Below are 20,998 nucleotides of genomic sequence, written 5' to 3'. Positions count from 1 at the left end.
TTTCTTTCTGATTCAGAAATTTCTGAAAATGATATTCAATGTCTATCAAGCCTTTTCAAAGGCTTTCTCCATGGCCCTGGCACGGCAGTCCCAGTCATTGGCATCAGCCAGTTGCGCCAGGCGTTGGGTAAATGCAGGATCGTCCTTGACTACGAAGGCGGCATCCAGCGCATCGCTGAGTGCTTCCACGCTATTGCCGGAAAATACTTCTTCAAAAGCGACGCACTCTTCCATGTCCCGGGTAACAACGACAGGTTTTTCCAGTGCAAAGTACTCAAACAATTTGAGTGGCGAAGTCGTACGGGCAATTTCCCCCGGCGCAAACGGGATAAAGCAAACATCAAACTGGCGCGCATAGGCAGGCAGTATCTGGTAGTCAACCGTGCCCATATACAAAAGATTGTCAGCCTTGAGCAATTTCTCAGAGCCACCGTAATAGTCTGGCCCGATAAACACAAAGCCAAGATCAGGACGGCTGGTCACCAGGTCAGCCACGGCTTCATACCAGAGCCAAGGTGCCAGCGCACCAAAATAGCCGACGACTTTGTTATATTTCTTGCGGAAGTTCTGCAAGTTTTGTGGCAAGGGCGTACTCAGGTGTTTGGGATGGCGATAGTGCGCCGTATCCACACCGTTTTGCGCCAGGATGACCTTGTCAGCACCCACGGCAGCAATTGCTTCTGCTTCGAGTTTCTTGGCAGATGCGACGACATAATCTGCACCGCCATTGAAAGCAAAGTCCTTCAATGCCAATAAGCGCCTTACATTTTCTTCGTCGCCACTGATTTGTGGATCAATATGGTCGATGTATTCATATACCAGGGTGCCACGCTTGCCATTTTCCAGCAGCAGTTCCGGCGTATTCGCATAGGCTGTCGAATACAGAGAGCGCGTCACGTCCTGCAATTGATTGATTTCATGACGGTTGGTGATCCAGACATTCTTGACCACTTCACGGCAACCCTGCACATCATCGCCAGCCCAGTTGTCGGTACGATAGATCACCAGATAACCAAGGCGGCCAAAGGCAGCAGCGATATGCTGGGGACGTTGATACAGAGGCACATTCCAGTCTATGACCAGCTCTTGCACGAAGATGCCTTTGTAATCAGCGCGACGCGACAATACTTGCTGCTGGAATTCTGGCCAGCTTAAATCCTTGTTTGCCGCCTTCGCTAACACGGCATTGCCCGCAAAGGGATCTGCCACTACAGGCGCGCCTGCAGTAAATGTCTGAGGTGCTGCACCAGCCGGTGCAGTACGCACCCAGCGCACAAAATCATGTCTCGGGCCATGCAAGGCCCAGCGCATTTTTGCCGGCAAGCGCCAGAATACGAACTTGGCCAGGTCATAAGAGGCACGGCCAGGGCTTTGCACAAACTGTTTGGTAAAACGCAAGGGCCGTGTCAATACCCAGGAAAAAGATTGCTTCAGGGATTTGATGGCTTCTTCCTTGCCATGTACATCCAGGTTCAATCTCGCCATTTGTGCATCACGCAAGTCAAGCTGTTGCAATAATTTGGCGTAGTTTTGTTCTTTTTGTTGCAAGCTTTCTGACAATTGCTGATGGCTGGCATTGAGTTGCTGCAGTTTCGCATCGCGTGCTGCGACATCAGTTTGCGCGGCTTGCAAAAACTGTGTTTGCGCTTCAGCTTCCTTACTCATCTGCGCTTGCATATCGCTTAACTGAGTTTGCAAATCATGTTCACGATTCCTGAACTTCTCATTGAGAATGGAAATTTGCTGATCGCGTGCTTGTACATCCTGCTGGAGCGTTTCGTATTTCTCTAGCAAACCAGCGTGATCTTGTTGCTGTTGCAGGCGGAATTGCTCATGTTGGGCAAGCATGTCTTGCTGATGTGTGTTTTCCAGTGCCAGCTTTTCTTGTGCTTGCTGTGACTGTTGCAATAGCAACTGATTTTTGCTCAATACTTCCTGCAATTGATGCAGCTCAGAATGCGTATCCTGTTGCATCAAATGAACCTGGCTCAGGCGCAAGCCCAGCTTTTTGGTCCAGGCAGTATCTGCATACATCAGGATGACCTGATCACCCTGCCATAAGCTGTTCTCCAGATTGCGGCAATCCACTACCTTGGCCCAGATCAGGCTAAAACCGTTTTCCAGTTGCAGCGGTATATTTTCCGGAAGAAAAGAATAAAAATGTTCGCTATCACGCTCCAGCTCGCGATAAGGCAAAGCCAGTACGACCGCCTTCCTGGCACGTTGACTGATGGTGTGCAACACCTGATAAGGCTGGTGAAAATGTTCCAGCGTATTTGAAGAAAACACCAGGTCGAAATTATCCTGTGTGCCAACTGCTTGTTCCAGCCAGTTGCTATTGACAAACTGCAAGCCTGGATAACGAGCACTGGCTTGTTGAATCGCAGAGGCAGAAAAATCCACACCAGTAATTTTTTCTGCTACTACATAGCTGGCCCAGACATCCGTACCATCACCCTGAGCGCAGCCCCAGTCAGCCAGGCTGAATTCTTGCTGGCGAATTTGATCCAGCAACCAGGATGGTAAGTGTTGAATGGCGACTCTGGCGAAAAAACGCGATTGCTTATCACCCTTGCAGGCCAGCCAATCGTTATCAAATCGCGTATCCCAATACGCACGGGAATTAATTTCTGTTTGCATGTTTTTACTGTCTATCACTTATGTGTACTACTATTTTTTACTTCAGTTACGCTGCCAGCACCTGCCTGGCATTGGTCACTTGCGTCACTGGCACCACTACCTCTTGTGCTATCGGCGGCTGGAATAAACCAAAAAAACGCTGGTCTGCAAGCGATGAGAAATAATGCGCACCTTCTATGTATTCGTAATAATGAATATCCCGGTGCAGGCGATTTTCTACCGCTGCCACCAACAGATATTTACCTGTGACCAGGGGGTTGCTCAGCTTGAAGCTGACTTCAAATTGCTCGGCATCTGGCAAACGCTTCGCTACAAAATCATGTGTAGTCGAAACGATGAGGTCGCTGCCTTTTAAATCCTTGATGGACACGGCAATACTTAAATGTTCGCGCGATATGCTCGCCGGGATGCGCAAACTGATCCTGACATCCAGTTCGCTACCCCACTCATGCACATCCCTGCGTACGCCATTCGCGTCAAGTACAGATGCAGAAAGTATCAGGCCCTTGTGCGATCCCCAATGCGTAGTTGGCCTGCTATCAAGAGCTACCTCCTCTGCATTATTTAAGCTCTCGCTGATGCCAGGTAAATCTGCGCCAGACATGGATACGCTGGCTACAGGTTGTACTTTTTCATCTTCAACAGCTGCGGCATCATCGTCCTGAAACATCATTTCCATATACCGCCCGGTCACAGGAAAAACATCGCCCTGTTCCAGCATACGGCCCTTGTCCAGCCAGATAGCGCGATCGCACAAGGTGCGTACCGAGCTGACGTCATGGCTGACAAACAAAATACTGGCACCGGTTTTTTGTATATCCTTGATACGACGCATACACTTGGCAACAAAGCGGGCATCACCTACCGCCAGGGCTTCATCAACGATCAGTATTTCAGGATCGACATGAATGGCAATCGAAAATGCCAGGCGGGCATACATGCCACTGGAATAAGTCTTGACAGGCTGGTCCAGGAAATCACCCAGCTCGGAAAACGCCAGTATTTCATCCATGCGGCCCAGCATCTGCTCTTGTGGGAAACCCAGAATGGCGGCGTTGAGCAAGACATTTTCGCGCCCGGTAAATTCGGTATTGAATCCAGCCCCCAATTCCAGCAAAGCTGCAACCCGGCCATGTGTGGTAACTATGCCCGCCGTAGGAGATAAAGTGCCGCATATCATTTGCAAGAGACTGGACTTGCCGCTGCCATTACGCCCTATGATGCCCACTGTTTCACCTGGCGCGATCTCGAAAGACACATCACGCAAGGCCCAGAATTCACGATAATAAGTTTTGGCACGTGACAGCAGCATTTGCTTGAGCCTGTCCTGCGGCTTGTCGTAAAGGTGGTAGCACTTGCTCAGTTGCTCGACCTTGATGGCAAATTTAGAGGACATCAGCAAACCCCTTGCGCGTTTTTTGAAACCAGGCAAATCCCAACCAGGCGATCACGCCAGAAACCATGCAATAAATCAACCAGCTTTGCCAATCCAGATGTTTACCCCAGATCATGGCATCGCGACTTTGTTCTATAACCTGTGTCAAAGGGCTGACCTGCACTACTGCCCGAAAATCTTCAGGCAAGGCGACAATGGGATAAAACACCGGCGACAAAAATGTCAGCACCGAGATAGCGACACCAACCACCTGATGGATGTCGCGAATAAAAACACCAAGCGAAGCCAGCAACCAGCTCAACCCCAGGCTTAACAACACCAGAGGCAATAAGACTGCAGGCAGATAAAATATCGTCGCTGGTGGCACACCAAAAAATATGGAATAAAAAATCAGCCACACTGTGAGGCTGATCAGCAGATGAAAGCAGGCAGCTCCCATGGCAACTACAGGCAAAATTTCCAAAGGAAAAATAACTTTCTTGACGTAGTTAACGTTGCTGACCACCAGCGATGGCGCACGGTTGACACATTCCGAAAACAAGCCAAACACCATCAGCCCTGCAAACAAGACCAGTGCAAATTCAGTCTTGGAATCAGATCCACCTGCCCAGCGCGCCTTGAACACCACACTAAACACAAAGGTATACACCGCCAGCATCAGCACTGGATTAAAGAAGGACCACAATAAACCAAGCAAGGAACCCTGATAACGGATTAGCACCTCTCGCTGTATCAAACTGAGTATGAGTCTGCGATGCTGCTTCAATGAAACGAGCAAGCTATAGGGAGTGATAGACGGTACTGCGTGAGGATTCATTAAAAAATTTCGATTCAAAAAATTGCGCCAGGATCATGGCCACATTAAAGCTGCTCAATCGCCATAAACATCAGCGATATACAGATTCCCCAAAAGGGCATTTTGGATGCAGCGCATCCAGACAAGTTCAATTTTTTTAATTTTTTCTCAGTACAAAATAATGTACTGCGATCTTGACAGGGCAATTACATACAAGCCGCTGTAAAGAAAAACACTTTGATACGCTTATCGAGTACCCATCTGCTGAATCATAAAAATGCTCAACACATGCGTACTATTTCAAGTAGCGATTATACGAAGAGGGGTCAAAACTAATTTCTGTCAAATGTCGTGCAATTGTATGTTATTTGTACAAGCAAAAGTACCTGCTAAGTAGTTCCACGTAGTGAATGTATGAGTATTCACAGTCGTTTAAAAGCATCGATTCCTGCAAATAAATAGCCTGCTTATCTGCCACCTGCAATGACAATCTCATTAAAACGTACCATTATTTATTTAGCGCAAAGACTGGAGGCAGTTTGCAGGTTCTGTCGCAATAAGTGGCAACGTTAAAATAGCCAGCATGAAAACTATGTCGATCCAGTAGGAAAAATCTGTTCTGCGGAAGGTTCTGAAGCGGTTGTGTTCAATTGCACTGAAAATTGACCCACGGGGATGCGGACAATAACTTGGACTACTTGGAGGTAGCTCATGTACCCATACGAAGACCGCATTCGAGCGATCAAGCTTTATATCAAGCTCGGGAAGCGCATTCGCCCTACCATTCGGCAATTGGGCTATCCAACAAAGAATGCACTCATGAGCTGGTATCGAGAATACGAGCAAAGTCACGCTCTGCAGGCGGGCTATGTTCGCTCAAGGCAGAGATATTCTGACAAACGACAGTGCCATCGACAAATATGCATTGCAGCTGTCAAGCTGGCTTAAAACCGAAGCTGGCAAGAATCGCAAGCAGCGACGAAGCTTAAAACAACTTCATCTGGATCTGAACGAACTGGGATTTGAAGGGCCGTATGACCGGGTGGCCGCCTTCGCCAGGAAGTCTAAGGTGGATCAAACTGACAGGGTCAATTTAGCCAACAAACGAACACCTTGGGGAATATAACTACCAAGCGCTCCAAAATGCGATCTGCGCCAAGTTACTTGATGAGTAATGCGAAACCGAGGCCCGAACAAAACAATGCAGCTTCAGGAAAAATGCATTAACAAATTTGAAGTCGGTGTCTTCACAAGCATTCAGTAAATCTGAGAGCTTAGAAAACATTGTCCAAGCACGCCCATCTAAAGCCACATCAAGATGGCATACCAAATGACATACCGGGGAGAATAGAAAAAGAAAAAGCCCTTTAAAATCAAGGGCTTAATCAATAATTATGGCGGAGAAGGAGGGATTCGAACCCCCGATAGTATTGCTACTACGCCTGATTTCGAGTCAGGTACATTCAACCACTCTGCCACTTCTCCGGCTTAGGTTGTTCGTTATAAACGAAGCCTGTGATTATAGCAAAGAACTAGCTTAAATCAAAATTGGGACTTGGGCTTGATTGTAAAAATTGACATGACAAGCTAATCGTACGACATGAAGATGTCATAAAGCAAGGCTATATTATGATGCAATGCGGCAAGATCCGTGGCTTATGTCCGTCCTTGCACTTCATGCTTAAGTAGGAATTGGCTTCAATGGAAAGTAGTGTAGCGAGGGATACGATGGATTATCTGTCTCAGCAAAATCTGGTATCAGGGCAGGATGCTGATCAGTTTGGTGCGCAATCAGCATCCCTGATGCTGACGCATTTACAGCGCATCATAGACCAACGTTTGCTGACGGCGCGCTTCCAGCCTATCGTGCAAATGCAGAATGGTGACATTCTGGGCTATGAGGGCTTGATACGCGGACCATCGGATAGCCCCCTGCATTCCCCCGTTAATTTGTTCAAAGCGGCATGGGACAATAATCTGACAGTGACGGTAGAGCACTTGTGCCGTCGTGTCGTATTGGAACAATTCGCTGCGCAAAAATTGCCAGGCAAACTGTTTTTAAATGTCAGCCCTGAGTGCCTGCTACAAAGAGATGTACGTTACGGCGAGACCCTGGATTATATTCATGAGCTGGGTATCAATCCCGAGCGCGTCATCATAGAACTGACTGAATACCAGCCCACGCATGATTACGCCTTGTTGTGTGAGGCCGTCGTTCATTATCGTGAGATGGGTTTTGAAATTGCGATTGATGATCTGGGTGAAGGATTTTCCAGCCTGCGTTTGTGGTCAGAATTAAAGCCTGATTATGTCAAGATCGATATGCATTTCATCCAGGGCATAGATCATGATCCAGTCAAAGCGCAGTTTGTACGCTCCATACAAAGCATCGCTGAAAAATCTGGCACACGAGTGGTTGCCGAAGGTATAGAAACCCAGGCTGAGTTATTAGCTGTGCGTGACCTGGGTGTGGCCTGCGGCCAGGGCTACCATATTGCACGCCCCCACCCTACTCCTGCACGTGCAGTATCGGCTGAAGTGGCGCGGGTTTTAACGCCGAATCAATATCAGGCTGCGCGGCGTACAGCAGGCAGTTTTGAGCAGGCTGCTACTGTAGAAAAGATTTTAAAGACGCCGCCGACCATCTCTTCGCGCATGCTGAACAACCAGGTCGATGACATCTTCCTGCAACATCCAAAACTGCAAATTATCCCTGTGGTCGATGATGGCATGCCTGTGGGGCTGATCAACCGTTATCACATGATAGACCGTTTTGCCCGCCCTTATCAACGCGAGTTATACGGCAAAAAACCATGCACGGTCTTCATGGAAGCCCATCCTGTTATTGTCGATAAAAATACCAGCATGCAGGATGTCAGCCACATTATTGTGGAAGCGAATCCTGAGCAGTTAATCAACGGCATTATCATTACTGATCAGGGCCGCTATATAGGTCTGGGTAGTGGCCCTGACTTGATGCGCGAAATCACGCAGATGCAAATCAATGCGGCGCGTTATGCAAACCCGTTGACGCAACTGCCGGGCAATGTGCCCATCAATGAGCATATTGATGTATTGCTGCAAAAAGAGCAGTCTTTTTGCGCCTGCTATTGCGACCTTGATCACTTCAAACCCTTTAATGATGTCTATGGCTACCGACGTGGTGACGACATCATACAAATGACCAGCGATGTATTAAAGCAGCACTGCGATCCGCAACTGGATTTTATTGGCCACATCGGTGGTGATGATTTCATTATCCTGTTCCGCAGCGAAGACTGGGAAGTACGCTGCCAGGCCATACTGGCGAGTTTTTCCGCTGCCATCTACGATTTTTACAGCAATGAAGACCGCGATCGAGGCGGCTACCTCAGTGAAGACAGGCAGGGCAAGAAAGTCTTTTATCCACTCGTGAGCCTGTCCCTGGGTGTGGTGAAATCAAGAGCAAACCGCTATTACTCACATCACCAGATATCCATCGCTGCATCTGATGCCAAGAAACAGGCCAAGAAAATTCATGGCAACAGCTTGTTTGTAGACCGTCGCTCTGAAATGGATTTGCTGGTTGGTTAATGATTTTAGATTCATACAAACAAAAACGCGCCTCATTTGAAGCGCGTTTTTTGTTGAAGCGAATACGACTTAAGCTGCTGGCGCCAGTTTTTCCAGTCCACCCATGTATGGGCGCAAAGCTGCCGGAATGACAACAGAACCGTCAGCCTGCTGATAATTTTCCAGCACTGCCACCAGGGTACGGCCAACTGCCAATGCGGAGCCGTTCAGGGTGTGCACCAGTTCCGGCTTGCCCTGGGCATTGCGGAAGCGGGCCTGCATGCGGCGCGCCTGGAAATCGAACATATTCGAGATGGAAGAAATCTCACGGTAAGTGTTTTGTGCTGGCAACCATACTTCCAGATCAAAAGTCTTGCAGGCACCAAAGCCCATGTCACCCGTGCACAGGCTCATTACACGGTAAGGCAGTTCCAGCTTGGTCAAAACGGCTTCAGCATGGCCAACCATTTCATCCAGGGCTTCCATGGACTTTTCAGGATGAACGATTTGCACCATTTCGACTTTGTCGAATTGATGCTGACGTATCATGCCGCGAGTATCACGGCCTGCACTGCCCGCTTCAGAACGGAAGCATGGAGTATGCGCAGTCATTTTGACAGGCAATGCATCGGCAGCCAGAATCTCGTCGCGCACAGTATTGGTCAGAGACACTTCTGAAGTCGGGATCAAGTAAAACGTTTCGCCTGTGCCTTCTTGTCCGCCTTTTTTCACTGCGAACAAGTCTTCTTCAAACTTGGGCAATTGACCTGTGCCACGCATGGAATCAGCATTGACCATATAAGGTGTATACATTTCGGTATAGCCATGCTCCAGCGTTTGCATGTCGAGCATGAACTGAGCCAGTGCGCGATGCAGACGTGCCATGCCACCTTTCATAACGGAGAAACGTGAACCTGTGAGTTTGACTGCAGTTTCAAAATCCAGGCCCAGGGCAGAACCGATATCCACATGATCCTTGACTTCAAAATCAAAGGCACGTGGCGCACCGACCTTGCGTACTTCCACGTTGCCAGTTTCGTCTTCACCGACGGCTACAGATTCATGCGGCAGATTAGGAATAGTTTGCAGAAATGCACTCATTCTTGCCTGCAAATCACTCAGATGCGCTTCGGATGCTTTCAATTCTTCTGGAATGCTCGCTGCTTCAGCCATTAAAGCGGAAGTATCTTCGCCTTTGCTTCTGAGATTACCGATCTGCTTGGAGATGGAATTTTTCTTACCTTGCAGCTCTTCAGTACGGGACTGGATTTGCTTGCGTTCGGCTTCGAGTGCATTGAAGGTTTCTACGTCCAGCTGGAACTTACGGGTAGCCAGGCGCGCTGCCGCACTGGCAATATCTTTGCGCAAAAGTTGAATGTCTATCATGATTTTAAGTGCAGTGAACTAAGCTAATCGACTATTGTATCAAGGGATGGGCATTTCCCCTATTTTCAGGTAGAAGGAAATGCCGTTTTTACATCAATACCTGACCAGACTACGATAAGTCAGCTTGGTATTACCTTCTGCAGGCACGCTGACTTTCCACACAGCGGTATTGCTGGCGCCCTTGGCATAAGGATGGCTGCTGTTCAAGACTTGCCAGTCACCTGGCATGGGTTCTTGCACGGTAACGACAACAGCCTCTTTCTTTGCATTCTTCAATACCAGCTCATAGGCGCTCTCAAATACATAATTGTATTTGCCTGTACCTGCGAGTTTTTTAAAGTCTGTCTGTTTTTTGTCTGCAGTCACATCAAAGGCTTCGCCCAGTTTAAGGCGGACTTTTTCATTCTTTGGTGTGTGATCCACGCTATCTTCACCAATGAACTGTGCATTGCCTGCGCCGTCTTTTTTGTAAACGCGCACGACACCTTTAGGTAAAGGCATACCTAATTGCGAAGCTTCTTTATTGTCAAATTCAACGAAGACACCTATCTTCATTTTTTGGCCAAGGTCACCGTAACTGCTTTGGTAGTAATAATCATTGCCGGCCAATAGCAACTCTTTACGCGCAGGTACGCCTGAAGCTGTCAGCAAAGCCACTTGCTTGGTCTGATTCTCTGCAATCGTAGTTGGCCTGTCCAGTGTGTAGAGGTGATACTCAAACAAAGATTCTTCGGCCATGGCCTTTTTGGCCATCATAGGTTTGGGAGCATCCATTCTTATAGCGCTGCCAGTCACTTCTATTCTTTGCAGCACCTGATTGACGTCGCCCGCCACCAGTTGCAACTTTGCATTACGGTAAGTCGTACCGCTGGTATTGCCCAGCGTGACCCAGCCTGAGATGTCAAGCTTGTCATCGGCAGCGTTCAATTCGACGACATAATCAGCCTTCCAGGACAAACCACCAGTCAAGTAACTGAGTTCTACATCCTGTTGCTGGGCGCCGTTGTTATCAAGTGCCATGACCAGAGTAGGACGGTCGCGCAAGTTTGCGGGCACATCCGGATAGATGATACGACCTGGCAAGCCGGTTTCGATGCGGTCACCTATCTTCAATACGACGCCATTATTGGCTGACAAGACTGTGGCTGATTCTGTAGTTTCTGCGCCAGTCGCCGGGTTGGTACGGATGATATTGACGTTGCGGCCCACATATTTTTCCAGCAGTTTTTGCGGTGTCAGCAAATCAAAATTAAAGTTTTGCTCAACCACAGACAAGCTGCCTGGAGAAGACAAGCTGCGCAGCAAGGCAGTTTCAGCACGCATCTTGGCACTGACATCGCGGAAAGCCAGTGCGCTTGCACCGCGTTTCAAGGGCAGCTTGCGCTGGTCTTTGATCAGGGCCAGATTCTCGTTGTAGATAGTGACCGCCACTTCCTTCTGGTCAGCGAGGGTACTGCGCTGCTCTTCGGTCTGTGCATAGACAGAGCCTGCGAGTGACAATAACAACAGGCTTGCGCTGACGGTAAATGTTTTATTCATGAAAGTCCTTGTTATGATTATTGGTTTGCAATGAGATGTAAAAGTATGAAACTCAGACGAATGAAATCTAAACGAATGAAGCTTAAACAATTGAAATTCAGACTAAACTGAAATTACTTGGCCTGATCGTCCAGGCTGCGCAAATAAGCGAGTTTTTCTGCTATCTTGATTTCCAGCCCACGCGATACAGGGTGATACCAGGATTCATTTTCCAGGCCTTCAGGCAAATAGGTTTCACCCGCTGCATAGGCATCTGGCTCATCATGGGCATAGCGATATAATTTACCATACCCCAGTTCTTTCATAAGCTTGGTCGGCGCATTACGCAAATGTTCTGGTACGACGCGGGACTTGTCTTTGGCGATCATGGCGCGCACGGCATTATAGGCTTTATAGACTGCATTTGATTTGGCAGCGCAGGCGAGATAAATCACCGCCTCAGCCAAAGCCAGCTCGCCCTCTGGCGAGCCCAGTCTTTCATAGGTTTCTGCCGCGTCGAGACAAATGCGCAAGGCGCGTGGATCGGCCAAGCCTATATCTTCTGAGGCCATGCGGACTATGCGCCTGGCCATGTAGCGTGGGTCGGCACCGCCGTCAAGCATACGCACCAGCCAGTACAAGGCTGCATCAGGGTTGGAGCCGCGCACCGATTTATGCAGGGCAGAAATCTGGTCATAAAAGGCATCACCGCCTTTATCAAAGCGGCGCAAGGCATCACCCAGGCATTCGCCCAGCAAGCCCTGGTCTACCATATCGAGATGCTTGGCGACTGCTGCATGGGCAACTATGTCTAGATTGTTCAGCAGTTTGCGGCCATCACCGTCTGCACTGGACACCAGGCTGGCCATGGCTTCTTGCGTCAGCGTCAAGCCATCGAGTTCACGTTCACAGGCGCGTACTACCATGGCTTGCAGGTCTTCATCCGTCAGTGACTTCAATACATATACTGAGGCACGTGACAGCAAGGCGCTATTGACTTCAAATGAAGGGGTCTCTGTGGTCGCACCGATGAAAGTGAACAAGCCACTTTCCACATGTGGCAAGAAGGCATCTTGCTGGCTCTTATTGAAGCGATGGACTTCATCAACAAACAGTATGGTACGGCGATGGGAAGTCGCCTGCAATATCTGCGCGCGCTCTACTGCTTCGCGTATATCCTTGATACCAGACAAGACTGCCGACAAGGCGATGAATTCGCAATGGAAGGCATCAGCCATCAGACGCGCCAGCGTGGTCTTACCTACACCTGGCGGCCCCCACAAAATCATGGAATGTGGTTCGCCAGACTGAAAAGCCACGCGCAAAGGTTTGCCTTCACCCAGGATATGCTGCTGGCCAATGACATCTTCCAGCGTAGCAGGACGCATGCGCTCAGCCAGTGGGGCAGGTTTTTTGCGCGAATTATTGTGCAACATATTCATTAGATACTACTGCTACTACTGTCTAAATACATCGGCACCGGCAGGCACGACAAACTTGAATTGCTCAGGCTTCAAGGCAGGATTTTTTTCCAGGTTCTTCAGGGTCAGAGTAGAAAATTGACCAAAATTGTCGTGCAATTCTAAAGCAACAGGCACGCCATCTTTCATGCCTATGCCTATGGTTTCAAACTGTGAATCCTTGGCTTTGGGCGTGGCTTCCAGCCATTCCAGACCTTGCTTGGTACCGATCTCCTTGAAATTGAAATTCTTGTCCAGGTCAGCCGAACCAGCACTGCCAAACAAAATGGCTGCGGGACTGGAACCCAGAGAATTGCCAAGTGGACGTATCGTGACCTGATTCAGGTCTTTGTCATAGATGTAAAGTTTGTCACCATCTGCCTGCAAGACTTGCTCATACGGCTTGACATAAGACCAGATAAATTTGCCCGGACGGGCAAACACAAAATTGCCAGTTGCTGTCTTGCTGATCTTGGGATTGCCATCAACCATCTTGACTTGCTGCTGGGTAAACTCACCTTTGGCACTTTTATTATTGGTAACGAAGGATTTGAACTGATCAACCGCAGTAGCGGATGCCCATGCAGGTATCATGGCAAGTGCAAACGCACCTGCCACCAGTTTTGCCATCATGTTTGCTTGTTTCTTCACTGATTTATCCTATTCTGTCGCTGCTATTCTGTGGCAATTATTCTGTCGCTTTATTCTGCTGCTTTATTCTGTATTTCCGGCAGGAACCAGGATTTCACGGTTGCCGTTGGACTGCATGGTAGATACGACACCACTTTGTTCCATTTGTTCCAGCAAACGGGCTGCACGGTTATAGCCTATGCGTAAATGTCTTTGCACCAGCGAGATCGAGGCGCGACGATTTTTGAGGACGATGGCAACTGCCTGGTCGTACAAGGCATCTGATTCGCCACCACCTGCGCCAGCACTCTCGCCACCAGCTTCGCCGCCCTCTTCCAGCGTGCCGCCTTCGAGTATGCCTTCTACATAATTTGGCTCGCCCTGTGATTTCAAATATTCAACAACGCGATGTACTTCTTCATCCGAGACAAAAGCCCCGTGTACACGCACAGGCAAGCCTGTACCTGGTGGCATGTAAAGCATGTCACCCATGCCCAGCAGGGCTTCTGCACCCATCTGGTCAAGAATGGTACGTGAATCTATTTTGCTGCTGACCTGGAAGGCGATACGGGTAGGAATATTTGCCTTGATCAGGCCAGTGATCACGTCTACCGATGGCCTTTGCGTCGCCAGTATCAGATGCAAACCCGCAGCACGGGCTTTTTGCGCGATACGGGCAATCAATTCCTCTACCTTTTTGCCGACCACCATCATCAAATCAGCCAGCTCATCAATAATAATGACGATGGTTGGCAGTTTTTCAAGAGGCTCTGGCGCATCTGGCGTCAAACTGAAGGGATTGGGGATATGCACTTCCTTGCGGGTTGCCTCAGCAATTTTGGCGTTATAGCCCGCCAGATTACGCACACCAAGCTTGGACATCAGCTTGTAACGGCGTTCCATCTCTGCCACCGCCCAGTTCAGGGCGTGCCCTGCCTGGCGCATATCAGTCACCACTGGTGCCAGCAAATGCGGTATGCCTTCATACACCGACATCTCCAGCATTTTTGGATCAATGAGTATCATGCGCACATCGTTAGGATCTGACTTGTACAGCAGCGAGAGAATGGTGGCATTGATACCTACAGACTTACCAGAACCGGTAGTACCAGCTACCAGCAAATGCGGCATCTTGGCCAAATCAGCGCAGATAGGCAGGCCACCAATATCTTTGCCCAGTGCCACAGTCAGGCTTGATGAGCTGTCGTTATAGACCTTGGAACCCAGAATTTCGGTCAGGCGCACAATCTGGCGCTTGGGGTTTGGCAATTCCAGACCCATGTAATTTTTGCCGGGGATGGTTTCAACCACGCGTATCGATGTCAGTGACAAGGACCGCGCCAGATCACGCGCCAGATTGACGATCTGGCTACCCTTGACGCCAGTAGCAGGTTCAATTTCATAGCGGGTAACCACAGGGCCCGGGTAAGCTGCCACCACCTTGGCATCGACACCAAAGTCTGAGAGTTTTTTCTCTATCAGGCGGCTGGTAAATTCCAGGGTTTGTACGCTGACAGTTTCCTGCACTGGAGGCGGCTCATCCAGCAAAGACAAAGGTGGCAGATTGGTATCTGGCAGTTCATTAAACAGAGATACCTGCTTTTCTTTTTCCACACGCTCGGAACGCTGCACAGCAACTACTTGCGGTTCTATACGTATTGGTGCAGCCTCAACGATCTTGGCTCTCTCTTGTACTACGACTTCTTCACGCTTGACGGCTGCAGTCTGGCCAGCACGCCGGTCTTCTGCATCGGCATGTTTATTTTGTACAAACACAAACACCCACTCTATGCCCGCGCCTATGCGCTCTGCGATGGTCAGCCAGGATACGTGGAAATAGAGGCTGATACCTAAAGCAATCATCAGCAATAAGGCCAGGGTCGCGCCGGTGAAACCCAGCGCTGCAAAACCGGCCTTACCCAGCAATTCACCCAGCACTCCGCCCGGCCCGAGTGGCAAAGCCACTTTAAGGCTGTGCATGCGCAAGTATTCCAGGCCCATGCTGCCGGCCAATAACAGGCCAAATCCAATATTGCGCACCAGAATTTCAGAAAAACCGACATCAGGTTCCGGATCGGGGTTGAGTTTCACCCTTTGCGATAAATTGCTGTACGAAATCCATACCTGACGGCAGGCAAATACACACCACCACCATGCCGAAATGCCGAATACATAGAACAGCACGTCTGACAGCCAGGCGCCAAATTTACCGGCAATATTGTGTACACGCGGGATATCCACCGAGCGCGACCAGCCAGGGTCTTGCGTGGAGTAAGTTGCCATGATGAGTATCAGGCAAATGCAGAATGCGGCAAGAGCTATCCATTTTGCTTCCATCAACAAGACCAGAAAGCGGTTAGGTGGCGCTGCAGGTGCTGCAGTTTTCTTGCTTCGAGTATAAGCTTCGTTACCAGTAGTCATAAAACAGAGAGCAACCTCATTCGGACAGCCATCAAAAGCTGACAAGATAGCATGAAGCCGTGTATGCGCCAAACTTGTGCACTGTAACAGTTGAAACAGATACCGAAGCCCGGCCCACTACGGCGGGAAGACGACCACTGTGAGGATAGTCTATAATTTACCCTTATCTCAGAATAGCGATGCAAAATCAGCAAAAAACTTGAAATTTGCATGAAAAACGCCATCTGCTACTAGTAACTCAGCTCTCTTCAACTTTTTATCAGGTCTGCTATGTCCACACCAAAACATGCTCGTGTATTAATTCTTGGCTCTGGCCCCGCAGGTTATTCCGCCGCTGTGTATGCGGCTCGCGCCAACCTGAACCCCGTACTGATCACGGGCGTAGAACAAGGCGGTCAATTGATGACCACCACGGACGTGGAAAACTGGCCGGCCGACCCCATGGGTGTGCAAGGCCCGGAGCTGATGCAGCGCTTTTTGCAGCATGCAGAACGCTTTAATACAGAAATCATTTTCGATTACATCCACACTGCGAAGCTCGATGAAAAACCGATACGCCTGATCGGCGACCAGGCGCAATACACTTGCGATTCCCTGATCATTGCTACCGGTGCATCTGCCCAATACCTGGGCCTGCCATCTGAGCAAGCCTTCATGGGCAAAGGTGTGTCTGCCTGCGCGACTTGCGATGGTTTCTTTTACCGCGGCAAGGAAGTCGCCGTCGTTGGTGGTGGCAATACTGCGGTTGAAGAAGCATTGTATTTGTCGAATATCGCCAGCAAGGTTACCGTCATTCACCGTCGCGACAAGTTCCGCGCAGAAGCCATTCTGATTGACCGTCTGATGGCCAAGGTTGCCGAAGGCAAGATAGAAGTTAAATGGAATCATACGCTCGATGAAGTGGTTGGCGATGAATCTGGTGTAACCGGTATCAATGTCAAAGCTGCTGATGGCACTATCACACCAGTTACTGTACACGGCGTCTTTATTGCGATTGGCCACAAACCAAATACCAGCATTTTTGACGGCCAGCTGGAAATGCATAACGGCTACATCAAGACCCGCACAGGCACTGAAGGCATGGCAACAGCCACCAATGTACCAGGTGTGTTTGCCGCTGGTGATGTACAGGATCACATCTATCGCCAGGCGATTACCAGTGCAGGCACAGGTTGCATGGCAGCCCTGGATGCACAACGCTTCCTTGAAGAATAAGTTCAGGTCAAGGAAGTAAGCATGTCGTCTTTTAAAAATCTTGCTGACCTGAAGTCACTCAGTCAGCAACTAAAGCAACAAGAAGAAAGCCGACAGCGTGCCGAAGCAGAACGTCTGGAACGGGAAAAGAAAGCCAGGGAAGAGGCCAATATTTTTCGTTCCAGTGTAGGCAAGGTCGAAGCTTTGAAAACAGTGGTGAAACATCACCCCGCGCCCGCTCGTCTTGAACCACTGCCATTTCAGCACATTGCAGATGAACAGGCAGCACTACAAGAATCCTTGTCGGATGAGTTTGACGCTGATTCTTTACTGGAAACTGATGAAAACCTGAGCTATACCAGATCAGGTGTAGGTCAGGATGTCGTCAGGAAGCTGCGTAAAGGCCACTGGGTCATACAGGCGCAACTTGACCTACATGGCTTGCGTCGTGATGAAGCCAGAGATAGCCTGGGAGAATTCCTGCGCAAGTGCATGCGCAATGGCACGCGTTGTGTACGCATCATCCATGGTAAAGGCTTGGGGTCGGTCAACAAGGAACCTGTGCTGAAACAAAAAGTCAGGAACTGGCTGATACAGAAAGATGAAGTATTGGCGTTCAGTCAGGCGACTGCGGCTGATGGTGGCTCAGGTGCCTTGATCGTGCTGCTAAAATCCTGAATTAGCTAATGCGCCTGAACCCTGTCGGGCACAGGCGCAGCAAACTTAATTGCGGAACTTCTTGTCTTTGGAAATAACGGTCATATCCACATATTTTGAACCGTTATGATTCGAAGGTGAGAAGCTGACGTCAAAACCGCCGACATCATAACTACTGCGATTGATGCTTTCCAAAGCAGACACCAGTTTTTCTCTGGTCAGGCCAGGACCGGCACGCTTCAGGCCCTCAACAAATACCTTGGCAGCAACATAGCCTTCCAGACTGGAGAAATTCAGGTTTTTGTTGCCTGCCTTTTCCAGTGCTTTGGTATATTCAGCCACAACAGGTATGGATGGTGACCAAGGAAATGGAGTCACCTGAGAAATCACCACGCCCACGCCATCTTTATCGAGTGTATCCGCCAACGCTTGGCTGCCGACAAAGGACACGTTGTAGAACATGCCTGTGTAGGATGCCTTGCGCATTTCCTTGACCAGTGCACTACTCGCGGCATAGGTACTGATCTGGATGATGGCGTCCGGACGTTTGGGCAAAAGCTTGCTCACCGCTGCGGCCACATCAAGGCTATTGCGCTCTACTGTTGCTACCTCAGAAACGCGCAAGTTCCTTTTTTTCATCGCCAGTTCTACGCCAGCCAGACCGGCCTTGCCATAGGCATCGTTCTGGTAAAAAACGGCGATATTTTTAGTACCCAGATTCGCCAGGCGGTCGATCAGATATTCAGTCTCATCGTTATAGCTTGCCCGGATATTGAAAATTTGCTTGTTGAAAGGTTCACGCAAAGATTGCGCACCAGTGTAGGGGGCAAAGAAAGGAACTTTTGCTTGCGTAAAAATGGGGAGCGCTGCATTACTGGTGGCTGTACCTACATAGCCGAATAAAGCAAACACACCATCATTTTCTATCAGTGCTTTGGTATTGGATGCCGCCAAATCTGCCTCATACTTGTCATCTTTTTGTATGATTTCAATCTTGCGGCCATATACCCCACCTGTGGCATTGACCTGATCAAAATAAACCTTGGCACCAGAATTCAACTGTATGCCCAACTGCGCAGCGGGTCCGGAAAATGCAGCGGACTGCCCCAGTAAAATTTTCTTGTCGGTGACACCGGTTTCAGCATGGACATTTGCCATCGCCATCAACACCAGTGCCACCCCTATTTTTGTTTTTGCTATTGCTTTTGAAACACCAACAAATTCATGTACTGCCAACTGCTTTAACTTCTTCATATTTAAACCGCATCAGGTCCCGTCTCGCCAGTGCGAATACGTATTACCTGCTCCACATTTTGTACAAAAATTTTCCCATCACCAATTTTGCCGGTGTGGGCTGCCTTGATAATTGCGTCGACAACATTGTCGGCAATTTTGTCGTCGACCACGACTTCTACCTTGATCTTGGGTAGAAAGTCGACGACGTATTCTGCGCCACGGTATAACTCAGTGTGGCCTTTTTGACGGCCAAAACCCTTGACCTCGACGACGGTCAGGCCCGTCACGCCAACATCAGCGAGTGCTTCACGCACTTCGTCGAGTTTGAATGGCTTGATGATAGCGGTAATTTGTTTCATTTCCCTCTCCTTAAATATGTCGAATATTACGAATTAGTGTGAATGAATCCATTATTGGATCATCGCTTTAGCAGAGTATGGCAGGCAAATGCCTGTCACGCTGTGCCAAGTGACAATCTCTTAGTCTCTGAACTTCGAAGTAATAGGATAACGCCAGTCACGCCCGAAAGCGCGGTGAGTAATCCTGATACCTATGGGCGCTTGACGCCGCTTGTATTCATTAATTTTGATGAGACGCGTGATACGCTCTACATCTTCCGGCTGATATCCGGCTGCGACTATCTCTGCCCTGGCCTTGTTTTCTTCCATGTACATGGCCATGATGCCATCCAGAATGTCATAAGGTGGCAAAGAATCCTGGTCTTTTTGATCAGGTCGCAATTCAGCTGATGGCGCCCTTGTCAGTATCCGCTCGGGTATTACGGCTGACAGGGTATTGCGATAGGCGCACAGGCGGTACACCAGGGTTTTGGCGATGTCTTTAATCACAGCAAAACCACCTGCCATGTCACCGTACAAAGTACAGTAACCCACAGCCATTTCACTCTTGTTACCTGTCGTCAAAACGATGGAACCATATTTGTTCGACAAGGCCATCAAGAGTGTGCCGCGTATCCTGGCCTGGATATTTTCTTCTGTCGTGTCTTCCTTCAAACCAGCAAATTCCTGGCTCAGGGTAGAGCGGAATGCACTGAAGCAATCACTGATGGCAATTTCATCATAGCGCACACCTATGCGCGCTACCATGTCACGCGAATCCAGCCAGGAGATATCCGCCGTATAGGGCGAAGGCATCATGATGGCCCTGACCTTGTCTGCACCCAAAGCATCGACAGCAATTGCCAGTACCAGGGCAGAATCAACGCCGCCAGACAAACCCAGCAAAACGCTGGGAAAGCCATTCTTGCCTACATAATCCCTGACGCCCATGACCAGTGCCTGATAAACCTCGGCTTCCAGCGGTAATGCAGCCTCAATACGGGTTGGCAAAGGCTGTGCACCATCAAATTCTATCAATTGCAAATCAGCTTCACAGTGCTTCAATTGCGCACTGATCTGACCCTGGGTATCCATGACAAAGGAATTACCGTCAAAAATCAATTCGTCCTGGCCGCCAACGAGGTTGGCGTAGACCAAGGACAGTCCTTGAGAAATGACATTGGCACGCATGACATCATAACGTTGATGCTGCTTGCCCATATGGTAGGGTGAACCATTGGGTACCAGCAGTACTTCTGCGCCAGCCTGTTTGGCCAGCAGAGGAGCATCGGACGACCAGGTATCTTCACAGATATTGATACCAAAGTTCACGCCCTTGATGGTGAACACGCAAGCCTGACTGGCAGATGAAAAATAACGCTTTTCATCAAACACCATATCATTGGGCAAGTCGCGCTTGAAATATGTTGCCAGTACTACACCGTCCTGCACGACAGAAACAGCATTATACCTCTTTCCGTCCACTTCACTGGGATGGCCGATTAAAACAGCAAGTCCGGGAAATAGCGTAAGCTGTTTCTTCAAGCCATCAAGAGCATGGGCAGCTTCCTGATAAAACGCCTGGCGCAGCAATAAATCTTCAGGTGGGTAACCCACCAGGGACAGTTCTGGCGTGACGAGTATATCGGCACCCTGCTCTGCGGCGCGACGGGCATACTCTGTAATCTGTGCAGCGTTTCCGGCAAGATCGCCGACAACGCTATTCATCTGGGCAATGGCAACTTTTACTGTCATAGTGGCAAATCTGTATAAA

At 49.2% G+C, this 20,998-nt stretch carries 14 protein-coding genes, 1 tRNA gene and 2 pseudogenes; 5 read left to right on the top strand and 12 right to left on the bottom strand.

Annotated features, from left to right (window positions below; genetic code table 11):
- Window positions 1-45: 45 nt before the first annotated feature.
- Genes DFR42_RS01020 through DFR42_RS01010 form a run of 3 tightly spaced genes read right to left on the bottom strand, consistent with a single transcriptional unit; the run spans window position 46 to window position 4,853 of the window.
- The gene (locus DFR42_RS01020) at window positions 46-2,640 is read right to left on the bottom strand and encodes a methyltransferase (RefSeq protein WP_146218764.1); all 2,595 of its coding nucleotides are present in this window, start codon (window positions 2,638-2,640) and stop codon (window positions 46-48) included.
- A gap of 46 nt (window positions 2,641-2,686) precedes the next feature.
- Complete coding sequence (locus DFR42_RS01015; RefSeq protein WP_110253095.1) at window positions 2,687-4,036, bottom strand: ABC transporter ATP-binding protein; 1,350 nt, start codon at window positions 4,034-4,036, stop codon at window positions 2,687-2,689.
- Window positions 4,026-4,853 carry an ABC transporter permease gene (locus tag DFR42_RS01010; protein ID WP_110253094.1) on the bottom strand — a complete coding sequence of 276 codons (828 nt, stop codon included), beginning with the start codon at window positions 4,851-4,853 and terminating at the stop codon, window positions 4,026-4,028. The genes DFR42_RS01015 and DFR42_RS01010 overlap by 11 nt, the downstream gene beginning before the upstream one ends.
- 690 nt (window positions 4,854-5,543) lie before the next feature.
- Here DFR42_RS01010 and DFR42_RS29975 point away from each other — a divergent pair.
- Window positions 5,544-5,726 (top strand): annotated as a pseudogene (locus DFR42_RS29975) (IS3 family transposase); the annotation flags it as partial.
- Between the two features lie 10 nt (window positions 5,727-5,736).
- A pseudogene (locus DFR42_RS29595) lies at window positions 5,737-5,892 on the top strand (IS21 family transposase); the annotation flags it as partial.
- 335 nt (window positions 5,893-6,227) lie between these two features.
- On the opposite strand, the gene DFR42_RS01000 reads toward DFR42_RS29595, so the two are convergent.
- Window positions 6,228-6,317: transfer RNA gene (locus tag DFR42_RS01000), tRNA-Ser, on the bottom strand.
- 318 nt (window positions 6,318-6,635) lie between these two features.
- Here DFR42_RS01000 and DFR42_RS00995 point away from each other — a divergent pair.
- Window positions 6,636-8,405: a GGDEF domain-containing protein gene (locus DFR42_RS00995; protein ID WP_110254175.1), complete on the top strand. Its 1,770-nt coding sequence runs from the start codon at window positions 6,636-6,638 to the stop codon at window positions 8,403-8,405.
- Window positions 8,406-8,474: 69 nt separating this feature from the next.
- Here DFR42_RS00995 and serS read toward each other — a convergent pair whose 3' ends face one another.
- From serS to DFR42_RS00970, 5 genes are all read right to left on the bottom strand, one after another.
- A complete protein-coding gene (gene serS, locus DFR42_RS00990) occupies window positions 8,475-9,770 on the bottom strand; it encodes a serine--tRNA ligase (RefSeq protein ID WP_110253092.1) in 1,296 nt (431 codons plus the stop codon).
- Window positions 9,771-9,863: 93 nt separating this feature from the next.
- Window positions 9,864-11,309: a DUF4139 domain-containing protein gene (locus tag DFR42_RS00985; protein ID WP_110253091.1), complete on the bottom strand. Its 1,446-nt coding sequence runs from the start codon at window positions 11,307-11,309 to the stop codon at window positions 9,864-9,866.
- Window positions 11,310-11,422: 113 nt separating this feature from the next.
- Window positions 11,423-12,730: a replication-associated recombination protein A gene (locus DFR42_RS00980; RefSeq protein WP_211324100.1), complete on the bottom strand. Its 1,308-nt coding sequence runs from the start codon at window positions 12,728-12,730 to the stop codon at window positions 11,423-11,425.
- Window positions 12,731-12,745: 15 nt separating this feature from the next.
- Complete coding sequence (lolA, locus tag DFR42_RS00975; protein WP_110253090.1) at window positions 12,746-13,381, bottom strand: outer membrane lipoprotein chaperone LolA; 636 nt, start codon at window positions 13,379-13,381, stop codon at window positions 12,746-12,748.
- Between the two features lie 81 nt (window positions 13,382-13,462).
- Window positions 13,463-15,799, bottom strand: a complete 2,337-nt coding sequence (locus DFR42_RS00970; RefSeq protein ID WP_110253089.1) for a DNA translocase FtsK — start codon at window positions 15,797-15,799, stop codon at window positions 13,463-13,465.
- 270 nt (window positions 15,800-16,069) lie between these two features.
- On the opposite strand from DFR42_RS00970, the gene trxB reads away from it, so the two are divergent.
- Together trxB and DFR42_RS00960 are read left to right on the top strand one after the other, a co-directional pair.
- Window positions 16,070-17,014 (top strand): thioredoxin-disulfide reductase, encoded by a 945-nt coding sequence (trxB, locus tag DFR42_RS00965; protein WP_110253088.1) that lies wholly within the window; start codon window positions 16,070-16,072, stop codon window positions 17,012-17,014.
- Between the two features lie 21 nt (window positions 17,015-17,035).
- Window positions 17,036-17,671: a Smr/MutS family protein gene (locus DFR42_RS00960; protein WP_110253087.1), complete on the top strand. Its 636-nt coding sequence runs from the start codon at window positions 17,036-17,038 to the stop codon at window positions 17,669-17,671.
- A gap of 45 nt (window positions 17,672-17,716) precedes the next feature.
- Here DFR42_RS00960 and DFR42_RS00955 read toward each other — a convergent pair whose 3' ends face one another.
- The 3 genes from DFR42_RS00955 to DFR42_RS00945 all read right to left on the bottom strand — a co-directional run bounded on the left by DFR42_RS00955 (window position 17,717) and on the right by DFR42_RS00945 (window position 20,979).
- Window positions 17,717-18,904, bottom strand: a complete 1,188-nt coding sequence (locus DFR42_RS00955) for an ABC transporter substrate-binding protein (RefSeq protein WP_110253086.1) — start codon at window positions 18,902-18,904, stop codon at window positions 17,717-17,719.
- A gap of 2 nt (window positions 18,905-18,906) precedes the next feature.
- Window positions 18,907-19,245, bottom strand: coding sequence for a P-II family nitrogen regulator (locus DFR42_RS00950; RefSeq protein ID WP_110253085.1), 339 nt, complete (start codon window positions 19,243-19,245; stop codon window positions 18,907-18,909).
- A gap of 120 nt (window positions 19,246-19,365) precedes the next feature.
- Window positions 19,366-20,979 carry an NAD+ synthase gene (locus DFR42_RS00945; RefSeq protein ID WP_110253084.1) on the bottom strand — a complete coding sequence of 538 codons (1,614 nt, stop codon included), beginning with the start codon at window positions 20,977-20,979 and terminating at the stop codon, window positions 19,366-19,368.
- Window positions 20,980-20,998 lie beyond the last annotated feature (19 nt).

It is taken from the genome of Undibacterium pigrum (assembly GCF_003201815.1).
Taxonomy (GTDB): Bacteria; Pseudomonadota; Gammaproteobacteria; order Burkholderiales; family Burkholderiaceae_D; genus Undibacterium; species Undibacterium pigrum.
This window is presented reverse-complemented; position numbering and strand designations above follow the sequence as displayed.

Excerpts from the sequence above, each read along its gene's own strand:
- DFR42_RS01015 (WP_110253095.1), bottom strand. The coding sequence starts at position 4,036 with ATGTCCTCTAAATTTGCCATCAAGGTCGAGCAACTGAGCAAGTGCTAC.
- DFR42_RS00950 (WP_110253085.1), bottom strand. The coding sequence starts at position 19,245 with ATGAAACAAATTACCGCTATCATCAAGCCATTCAAACTCGACGAAGTG.
- DFR42_RS00995 (WP_110254175.1), top strand. The coding sequence starts at position 6,636 with ATGCTGACGCATTTACAGCGCATCATAGACCAACGTTTGCTGACGGCG.
- DFR42_RS00955 (WP_110253086.1), bottom strand. The coding sequence starts at position 18,904 with ATGAAGAAGTTAAAGCAGTTGGCAGTACATGAATTTGTTGGTGTTTCA.
- serS (WP_110253092.1), bottom strand. The coding sequence starts at position 9,770 with ATGATAGACATTCAACTTTTGCGCAAAGATATTGCCAGTGCGGCAGCG.
- DFR42_RS01020 (WP_146218764.1), bottom strand. The coding sequence starts at position 2,640 with ATGCAAACAGAAATTAATTCCCGTGCGTATTGGGATACGCGATTTGAT.
- DFR42_RS00960 (WP_110253087.1), top strand. The coding sequence starts at position 17,036 with ATGTCGTCTTTTAAAAATCTTGCTGACCTGAAGTCACTCAGTCAGCAA.
- lolA (WP_110253090.1), bottom strand. The coding sequence starts at position 13,381 with ATGATGGCAAAACTGGTGGCAGGTGCGTTTGCACTTGCCATGATACCT.
- DFR42_RS00980 (WP_211324100.1), bottom strand. The coding sequence starts at position 12,730 with ATGAATATGTTGCACAATAATTCGCGCAAAAAACCTGCCCCACTGGCT.
- trxB (WP_110253088.1), top strand. The coding sequence starts at position 16,070 with ATGTCCACACCAAAACATGCTCGTGTATTAATTCTTGGCTCTGGCCCC.
- DFR42_RS00985 (WP_110253091.1), bottom strand. The coding sequence starts at position 11,309 with ATGAATAAAACATTTACCGTCAGCGCAAGCCTGTTGTTATTGTCACTC.
- DFR42_RS01010 (WP_110253094.1), bottom strand. The coding sequence starts at position 4,853 with ATGAATCCTCACGCAGTACCGTCTATCACTCCCTATAGCTTGCTCGTT.
- DFR42_RS00970 (WP_110253089.1), bottom strand. The coding sequence starts at position 15,799 with ATGACTACTGGTAACGAAGCTTATACTCGAAGCAAGAAAACTGCAGCA.
- DFR42_RS00945 (WP_110253084.1), bottom strand. The coding sequence starts at position 20,979 with ATGACAGTAAAAGTTGCCATTGCCCAGATGAATAGCGTTGTCGGCGAT.